The 8,556-nt window shown below is 58.9% G+C and carries 6 protein-coding genes; all 6 read right to left on the reverse strand.

Going from position 1 to position 8,556, the window contains the following annotated elements; translation table 11 throughout:
• Positions 1 to 44: 44 nt before the first annotated feature.
• The gene (locus ADICEAN_RS19000; protein ID WP_009197284.1) at positions 45 to 635 is read right to left on the reverse strand and encodes a hypothetical protein; all 591 of its coding nucleotides are present in this window, start codon (positions 633 to 635) and stop codon (positions 45 to 47) included.
• Positions 636 to 787: 152 nt separating this feature from the next.
• A complete protein-coding gene (locus tag ADICEAN_RS19005; protein ID WP_009197285.1) occupies positions 788 to 2,044 on the reverse strand; it encodes a DUF4185 domain-containing protein in 1,257 nt (418 codons plus the stop codon).
• A 27-nt stretch (positions 2,045 to 2,071) separates the two neighbouring features.
• Positions 2,072 to 3,643: a sialate O-acetylesterase gene (locus ADICEAN_RS19010; RefSeq protein WP_009197286.1), complete on the reverse strand. Its 1,572-nt coding sequence runs from the start codon at positions 3,641 to 3,643 to the stop codon at positions 2,072 to 2,074.
• Positions 3,644 to 3,706: 63 nt separating this feature from the next.
• Positions 3,707 to 4,954 (reverse strand): DUF4185 domain-containing protein, encoded by a 1,248-nt coding sequence (locus tag ADICEAN_RS19015; RefSeq protein WP_009197287.1) that lies wholly within the window; start codon positions 4,952 to 4,954, stop codon positions 3,707 to 3,709.
• Between the two features lie 40 nt (positions 4,955 to 4,994).
• Positions 4,995 to 7,745: a GH92 family glycosyl hydrolase gene (locus tag ADICEAN_RS19020; protein ID WP_009197288.1), complete on the reverse strand. Its 2,751-nt coding sequence runs from the start codon at positions 7,743 to 7,745 to the stop codon at positions 4,995 to 4,997.
• A gap of 45 nt (positions 7,746 to 7,790) precedes the next feature.
• The coding region (locus tag ADICEAN_RS19025) for an MFS transporter (protein ID WP_161622737.1) at positions 7,791 to 8,556 on the reverse strand (766 nt) is incomplete at its 5' end.

Below are 8,556 nucleotides of genomic sequence, written 5' to 3' on the forward strand. Positions count from 1 at the left end.
ATACCGAGCTATAGGGCTGCTGCGGATTGCGCAGATCCAGGGGATTACCCCCTTTGGTAAGCCCTGCTGGCCAGTGCAGCTCCCGGCTGGCTTCGGGGTCCCGCAGCTGGTCGAAGCCCGGGCCGGCATTGCAGTCTACCCGCAGCTGCCCATCCAGAAAGGGGGCCGCCAGGGTAGGATGCTGCACCATGTTGTAGGGGCGGCCCAGGGGGGTAGGTGTTGCGTACTTTTTCTTCCACGGCAAAAATAGCGCTGTGTGCATCCAGCTGCACCCGGCGCTGCAGCCTAAGGCCCTCCAGGGGGGCGGCGGCTTTCATCAGGCATATATGCTCGTTTTCACCTTCCTCAGCCTCCCAGCGGATGTTGGCAAACTGGCCATGGTTGGGCATGCCGGCTGCTTTTTCGCCTTCAGAGGGCTCGCCCCAGCGGCCCAGGCACAGGAAATGCCCCTGGTAGGGTGCCCCACCCTGGTTATTGGAGGGCATCTGCTCGGGGCCGAAGCGAAAGCTCAGGGGGTTTACCCCATCGGGCAACAGCTGAAAACGGGTGATGGCCCCACCCCACAGGTCCACCTCCAGCAGGGTGCTGGCATTCTGCAGGCGCAGGGGGGTGGGGTTGGGTGGTGAGGGTTGCATGCTGCTTTGTTTTATCTGTTTCTGATTTACTGTATCAGCCGCAGCTCGTGGCTATATCAATTTAGTTAACGATTCTACTATACCAGCTGCACGTACAATCTGGCTGCTGACTCGTGCCACGAGTAATTCGTGGTACGAGTTGCCGGATATTATCATTTCCGCTCCTCGGCCAGTTTTACCCGGATAAAGCGGGGGCGCAGGTGGTGGGGGTGGCGGTGAATGTCGTCAATAAAATCAAAGGAATTTACGTTGTAGCTGATCAGCAGCTCACCCGGGGCCGAGAGGTGCGGATGGGCCTTGGCATTGTAGGTATAGAAATCCAGGTCTTCGTAGATCTCCGGCGTATGGTATACCTCTTTCATGGGCTGAAACGGGCCTACCGGTGAGCGCCCTACCTGTATGGCCACGGTGGGCGAGTTGGTATCGAGTTGATAGGCGGCAATGACCCGGCCATCTTCCAGAAAGCTTACGCTCATCTCGTTGGAGACCCGGCTGGTGAGGGCGGCCGCCTGGTGAATGTCGGCATTCCAGTCCCGGCCGTCCCAGTAGCGCCACTGGCCAAAATTCTCAAACTCCCGGTCGGGCACGCGGGCTACGAGCAGCTCTTTTTGCGGGCCACGCACCCCATAGACATAGATGTAGCCATCGGGCTTGGGTGCGCCGGCGCCTACCGTGTTGGCCATAATGCTGACGCCAAACACCACCTTGCCCCTGCCCCGACTGTCTTTAAAGAACAGGGGGGTATCGAGCTGCCGCTGGTTTTCGAAAGGGGGGCGACTTCCCTTTGGCAGAGCAATGAGCGATACGCCCACATCATCGAAGGGGTAAATGCCGCCGGGTACGTTCATGATCCGGTAGGCGAATATATAAATGGTGCTGTCGGCGGCATGGTTAAAGAAGCCATCGCCAAGCCAGTAGTAATCTCCTTCCTTTGCATTGGGGGTGGTGGGCTCAAACATGGAATGGGCTTCCCCTTTTTCTCCTGTACGCCAGTGAAACTTGATCTTCTCCGGATCGGGCTCGCTGCCCTGCATGTAGCCGATGGAGTTGTGTATCATTTCCCAGTTGGCCTTCAGGGAATCGTCCTCGATCTCGCCAATAATGGTATCGCTGAACCAGAACATGGTTTCGCCATCCCCTACGCTGCCGGGCCGCTCTACCCCATTGAGGGCTACGGCATACACCCCATCGGCGCCCAGCCAGCCGGAGGTGTGCCGCAGCATTTCTTCCCACTGCGGAACGGATTCGGCCTTGATGGAAAATTCTCCCTCCCGGGCTATGGTGCGGTTGTGGGGCGTTTGGGTTTGGGCATCGGGCTGCTGGGTGGCATCGCTGTTGCAGCCGCCAAGGGCCAGGCCGACCAGCAGCGAAAGCGCAAAGGGGGTATACAGGGGGCGGAATGGATTCATATTTGTTGGGGGTTGAGGGGAGAAGGATCAGGGTTTGGGTTCTTCCCAGCGATCGGTGCGGAAGGGCTGCGCCGGCAGTCCGTCCTTGTTGCCGAAGTTGGTAAGGGGGTAATTGGTGAAGGCATAGCGGATGGCTACGGGCTTTTTGACCTTGTCAGACTCCAAGCGTACTTCATTGCCCACAATGGTAGCCTTTGCCGGGTAAAAGATCCGGTCTTCGCCGGCCAGGTAAAAGTGCCGGGGCGGCTTCCCGTCGCTGGTGGTTAAGCCGGAACCAATACTTTCGGGTTTGAAGCGCAGCTGCACAACCGCCCCCTTTACGGTAAAGGATTCGTACACCGGACCCAGATGCTGCACCCCCTTTTGGTTGTAGGTGTGGTGCAGGGCCAGGCGGGCCAGGCGCTCGCCCACGCTCTTTTTATCGCGGGGGTGAATGTTGTCTATCTCGCCCACATTCATGGTAACGGCCATGCCCGTATTGGGAACCTCTGCCAGAATGGCCTCCTGCGCTTCCCGCAGGCGGGCGTAGTAGGTGGCTGTAGAATCAGTCTCCTCCCAGTTGTAGGGGGTCATCTGCACAAAGTAAAAGGGCAGCTCGCCCTGGCCAAAGGCCTTGCGCCAGCCCCGGATCTGGGCAGCGCTCAGGGGGGTATAGTCGGCACCATCCAGCTTGTTGGACTCGCCCTGGTACCACAAAAAGCCCCGGATGGAAAGGGGGGTAAGGGGGTGGATCATGGCATTGTAAAGCAGCGTAGGCCGGGCCAGCACTTCAAAGAGCTTTTCCAGGGTCTGGATAGAATCCAGGCTTTCGGTGGGCTGGGTGCTCTGGTCGTAGGGGTCCAGGTAGCGCTGTTTTACGTACGGATCGGCCGAGAGAGCCTCGCGGCTGGTCCAGGCCTGGGCAGCCGAGCCGCCGAAGGACGAAACCACCAGCCCCACCGGTACCTGCAGCTCCTGCAGCAGCTGGCGGCCGTAGTAGTAGGCCACCCCGCTCAGATCGCCGGCGGTTTGGGGCGTTACGGGCTGCCATGTGCCTTTAGCATCGGGCTGGGGCGTTTTGGTAAAGCCTTTCTGGATGTTGATGTAGCGCATGGCCGGATGGTTGGCCGCCGCAATCTCCTCTTCAAAATTCAGCACCCCTTCCAGCCAGGGCGGCTTGGCCTTCATTTCCATGTCCATGTTCGATTGTCCGCTGCAGAGCCACACTTCGCCAATCAGCAGGTCGGTAAGCGTAAGGGCATCTCCCTCCCGCACAATGTGAATGGTATGGGCATCGAAATTGCCGGGGGTGGCGGCTGGTACGGGGATCTCAGCCATCCAGCTGCCGCTGTCGCTGGCCTGTGCCTGTACGGCCTGGGGGTGCCAGCTGGCCTGAATGCGCAGGCTGCTGCCTGCCGGTGCCGTGCCCCAGAGGCGAAAGGGCTTGTCCTGCTGAATGACCATGCCGCTTTGTAGCACGCCGGCCAGGGCAAAGGGGGTCTCGTCCTGCACTTCCGTAGCGGCAGGGGCTGTTGGCTGCTGCATAGTAGCAGGGGCCTTGCAGGCTTGCAGCAGCAGGAGGGCCAGCAGGAGGGGCAGATAGGAAGTAAGGTGCTTCATGGGGTGCTGGGTTGGTGCTTAGAAGCTATCTCATAAACATGTTGACTACACGCTTCATCCTCCTTACTCCAGCTTCACCCGTATAAATCTGGGCCGGTAGAGGTTGGGGTGGGTTTTGATATCGTTGAAGAAATCAAAGGAGTTGATGTTGTAAGAGATCAGCAGCTCGCCGGGCCGGGAGAGGTTGGTGTGCACCTTGGCATTGTAGCTGATAAAGTTTTTGGTAGGCGCCACATCTTCGGAGGCATCCCAAAGGGTGATCATGGGCCCAAAAGGTCCCTCCGGGCGCAGGCCCAGGCGGGCGCCTACCGTTTTGCCAATACCATCGGTCTGAAATACCATGATGTAGCGGCCATCGGGCAGGGGGCTTACGCTCATTTCGTTGGAGGCCCGGTCGGCAATGGGGGCGGCCTTCAGCATCTCGGGCTGCCACTGGCTGCCATCCCAGAAGCGCCACTCCCCAAAGTTTTCGATGTTGGCAGGCTGCACCCGGCCTACAATCACTTCCTTGGCTTTGCCGCGGATGCCGTATACATAGAGGTAGCCGTCGGGATCGGGCGCTCCGGCCTCCTTGGTGTTCACAAACAGGCCGGCACCGATGGAGCCGGTAGATTCGGGCGAGTCGGAGTCGATGTAGAAGGGGGTATCGATCTGGCGCTGGTCGGTAAAGGGGGGCTGGCTGCCGGCCGGAATGATGATGAGCGTATTGCCCACTTCCTTAAAGGCAAAGGTTTCGGCCTCGGTATTGGCAATGCGGTAGCCGAAGATATAGGTATCGCCCCCTTTCTGGTGGTTTACAAAGCCATCGCCCAGCCAGTAGTACTCGCCGGGCCGGGTATTGGGGGTGTTGGGCACAAAGATGGATTGGGGCTTATCCCCTCCCTGATTGGCCCAGTGAAAGCTCAGGTTTTCCTCCCGAGGCTCTACCCCCTTCAGCAGGGCTACGGAGTTGTTGATCATCACATAGGAATCATCATCTACAGCATTGTCCTCAATCTCGCCAATAAGGGTATCGCTAAAGAGAATCAGCGTAGTGGTATCGGCGCCGGCACCGGCCGTATCGACCCCATGCATCGGAATGGCAAAGATGCCATCGCCGCCAAACCAGCCGGAAGTGCGTTTGAAAAGGTTCGACCACTCGGGGGCTTCTTCGGCCGTAAAGCGCAGCTCGGTAAGGGAGGTATCGCGGGCCACCGGACGGGTAGCGGACGGATCGTTTTCGGACAGCCCGTCCCGATTGGTGGAACAGGCGCCCAGCAGGCCCGTTAGCAGGGCAGATCCAATGAAGAGGGTGTTACAGGTCTTTATCATTCTGGATAGAATTGAATTTAGCATAAAAGGGGTGCCGCCGCTAGCGGACACCGGGCGGCAGGGCACCTACCCCCCAGGCCTTGTTGGGCTCGGGGCCCAGCCAGAGCTCCAGCGTACCCCCTTTGGCGTAGTCCTCGTGGGTAAACCAGAAGGTACTCAGCTCCTGCCCGTTAAGGGTAGCGCGCTGGATGTACATATTTTCGGGGCTGTTGTTGTGCGTGCGAATGGTAAACTGCTTACCCTTATAATATTTTGGATCGAGCTGAATGACCACCTCATCAAAAATGGGGCTGGTGATGTCGTAGACCGGGGTTTTGGCCGCATTGCCCTGCAGGTTAAACAGGCCAATGGCCATCAGGGCGCTTACGCCACCCATCTGTCCCTGGTCCTCATCGTGCCCGCCATAGCCCTGGTCGGGCGTAACGCCGCCATAGGCCTGCTCTTTTACCTGGCGCACCCAGTACTGCGTAAGCCAGGGCTTACCGGCATAGCTGAAGACGTGGGCATTGGAGCAGCCGGGCTGGTTGGCGTAGCTTACGTAGCCATCATTGTAGGCAAAGACAAAATCGGAGGGCTGGGCCTGCTCAAAGGCATAATTGAGCATGGAGGTGAGCGTATCGGCGCTGCCCATAAGGCCGGCCAGCTCGCCGATGGCATGCGATACGCCCCAGCTGCCCTGCCAGGCGTTGGCCTCTACCCAGCCGGCGCCGCTCAGGGGGTTATTGTGCATAAAGTTGCCTTCCCGGTCTTTGGGAAAAAGCAGCTTCTGATCGGGCTTGTAGAGATTGCGCCAGCTCTGGGAGCGTTTGCTGAAGAAATCCCGGTCTTTTCTAAGGCCCAGCTTATCGGCCATCTGGGCAATGGCCCAGTCCTGAAAAGCGGCCTCGATGGTGATGCCCGCATTGCCGGGCCAGTATCCCCTTTCGGTATAGAATTCAATATCGGCCGCATCGCCCAGCATGCCGCCGGGCAGGTGATTTTGTTTGATGAGCTGAAAGGCCCGTTTGGGATTGGCCTTGGTGAGCAGCCCCTTCTGAAAGGTGCTGGCAATGAGGTTGGTGGCCGGGCAGCTGGTCATGATGTAGGAGTAGCCGCCACCGGCCGGCCCGCGGGGCAGCAGGTACCCCCATTCGGCATACTGCAGCATGGAGGCCGACATTTCGTCCTGCACCTCGGGCCAGGCCAGGCCCCAGAGCACATTCAGGTTCCACTGCGAGAGCCACCAGGCATCGGAATTGTACATGTTGAAGCGCAGGCTGCCGTCTTTATTTTTGGGTAGCTGGCGTACTTTAAATTCAGCATCGGTAAAGGTGCCCTCCCGTGTGCCCCGGGTGCGGTCGGGGTAATCGCCGCTGAGGTCGTTGATCTTGTGGCGGCCCAGCAGCACATGCCAGAGATCGGTGTAGAATTTGGTGCGCTGCGCTTCGGTGCCGCCGCTTACGGCCATTTTGCCCAGCCAGTCGTTCCAGATGGTGCGGGTTTCGGCCCGCACCGCATCAAAGTCCCAGCCGGGGCATTCCTGCTGCAGGTTCTGGCGGGCATTCTGAATGCTGGTGTAGGAGATGCCGATCTTCATCTGCAGCTGGTCACCCCCTTTTACTTGATAGAGGGCCGCAATGCCGGCACTATCGCCCTGCACCTGGGTAGCCCCTTCCAAAAGCTGCTTGCCCTTCCAAGCCTTTAGCTCATCAAAGGCCTTATCGAACTGGATCACAAAGAATACTTTTACGTCTTTGGGCCCGCCCCAGTAGCGATCTACGGAACTAAAGGAACCTTCCAGCTCGGTGGTGCTCACCCGTTTTACATCTGCCCCAGCCATGGTGCTGTTGGCCAGGTAGCCGCCCAGGTTGGCAATGATCTGCGCCTGGGCATCGCGGGTGTAGGTAAAGCGATAGAAGCTTACCCGCTCGGTGGCCGTAAGCTCTACCCAGTTGCGGTACTTGTGCAGGAATACCCGCTGGTAGCCGGGCTGCACTATTTCATCATCGTGGGTAAAGTAGGATTTCCAGCCACGCTCGCCCTGCCGGGGGTCTACCTCGGCCGTGGCAGGCATGATCTCCAGGCCCGACATCATCCAGTTGTGGATCTGCCCGAAGCCCAGTATTTCAGTCTCGTTGTAGTTATAGCCGCCGCCGTTCTGGTTCTTGTTGCGGGTATGCGGGGCAGCGCCTACCATGCCAAAGGGGCGCCCGCCGGTAACAAAGAAGAAATAGCGGCCCCGATTGGTCTCGATGTAGGGGTCTACCCAGCTAACGTAATCGGTATAGTCGGCCCGGGCGGGAAATACCTCAATCTCGGAAAAGCCCAGGTCCCGGCCCTTGCCGTCGGTGGTCACAAACTTGATCCACTCCACTTTTTTGGGCGCAAAGCGAATGGCTTTGGCGGTGCCGTCGTTGGGGATCTGGTTTACCCAGATTTCGGTGCCGTCGCTAAACTGCAGCCGGCCGCCGGCAATGTGGTCTTTTGGGGAAGGGCGGTCGTAGAGCAGCACACTGCCAATGGTGCGGGGCTCCTGCCAGCGCAGCTCGATCCAGGGGAAGCGGATGTAGCCCCAGTCGGTGGTGTCGCCTTCGCTGGCCCACTCGCCCCTGCCGGCTACGCCGATGATGCCGTCGGTTACCTTAGCGGCGGCAAAGTCGGCATTGAGGGTGGTAGAAGCGGTTACCTTGGCCTGCGGGGCGATATTGTCGGGCCCGGCCTGAGTAGCGAGGGGAAAAAGGCACAGGGCTAGCCCAACCACCAGGGCCCCGGCCCCCTTCCATCTCGCCAATAGGTATTCCGTTTGCATCATCTTAGGATATCTCTTAGCAGTTTCTGAAAATCGTACAGGAAAGGGCTACCCACGTTTATGCAGCCAGCTGAGCTCTATTTCTTCCAGGGTGCGCTGCTTTGTTTCGGGGATCATCCGCCAGGTAAAGAAGAGCAGAAACAGGGCATTGATCATGAACACCCAGAAGGTAAAGGCCCCGCCAATGCTTTCCAGCAGCATGGGGGTAAGCTGGGTAATGAGCACCACCCCTATCCAGAGCACCACCGTGCAGAATGACATGGCCACGCCCCGGGTCTTGGTGGGAAAAATCTCCGAGATGATCACCCAGGGAATGGGGCCCAGCGAGGAGGCAAAGCAGGCAATAAAGCCCAGGATAAAGATGAGCAGCCAGGGGCCTTCCGTAATGGAGAAATAGAAGCAAATGCCCACCGCCAGCAGGCAGAACGCCATGCCCCCTACGCCCCAGAGCAGCAGTGCCCGGCGGCCCGCCCGGTCAATAAGCCAGAGCGCCACAAAGGTGAAAATGGTATTGACCAGCCCGATAAAGAGGGTTTGGGTAAAGGCCGATTCGGTGGCAAAGCCAATGCTCTTGAAGATCTCGGGCGCATAATAGATAATGGCATTGATGCCGGTGATCTGCGAAAAGAGTGCCAGCACCACCCCTACCCCCAGGGCCATGCGCAGGCCGGGCTTAAAGAGCTCCCGTATGGTGCCGGTCTCCTGCGCCAGGGCCACTTTAATTTCCTGCAGCACTTCCTGCCCCCGTTGCAGCCCGTTTACTTTTACCAGCGTACCAGGGCTTCGGCTTCGCGCCGGTTCTTCACCAGCCAGC

Source organism: Cesiribacter andamanensis AMV16 (assembly GCF_000348925.1).
Classification (GTDB): domain Bacteria; phylum Bacteroidota; class Bacteroidia; order Cytophagales; family Cyclobacteriaceae; genus Cesiribacter; species Cesiribacter andamanensis.

What these genes read in the sequence shown, in the direction of transcription:
- ADICEAN_RS19015 (WP_009197287.1), bottom strand. Translation starts at nt 4,954, where the DNA reads ATGATAAAGACCTGTAACACCCTCTTCATTGGATCTGCCCTGCTAACG.
- ADICEAN_RS19005 (WP_009197285.1), bottom strand. Translation starts at nt 2,044, where the DNA reads ATGAATCCATTCCGCCCCCTGTATACCCCCTTTGCGCTTTCGCTGCTG.
- ADICEAN_RS19000 (WP_009197284.1), bottom strand. Translation starts at nt 635, where the DNA reads ATGCAACCCTCACCACCCAACCCCACCCCCCTGCGCCTGCAGAATGCC.
- ADICEAN_RS19010 (WP_009197286.1), bottom strand. Translation starts at nt 3,643, where the DNA reads ATGAAGCACCTTACTTCCTATCTGCCCCTCCTGCTGGCCCTCCTGCTG.
- ADICEAN_RS19020 (WP_009197288.1), bottom strand. Translation starts at nt 7,745, where the DNA reads ATGATGCAAACGGAATACCTATTGGCGAGATGGAAGGGGGCCGGGGCC.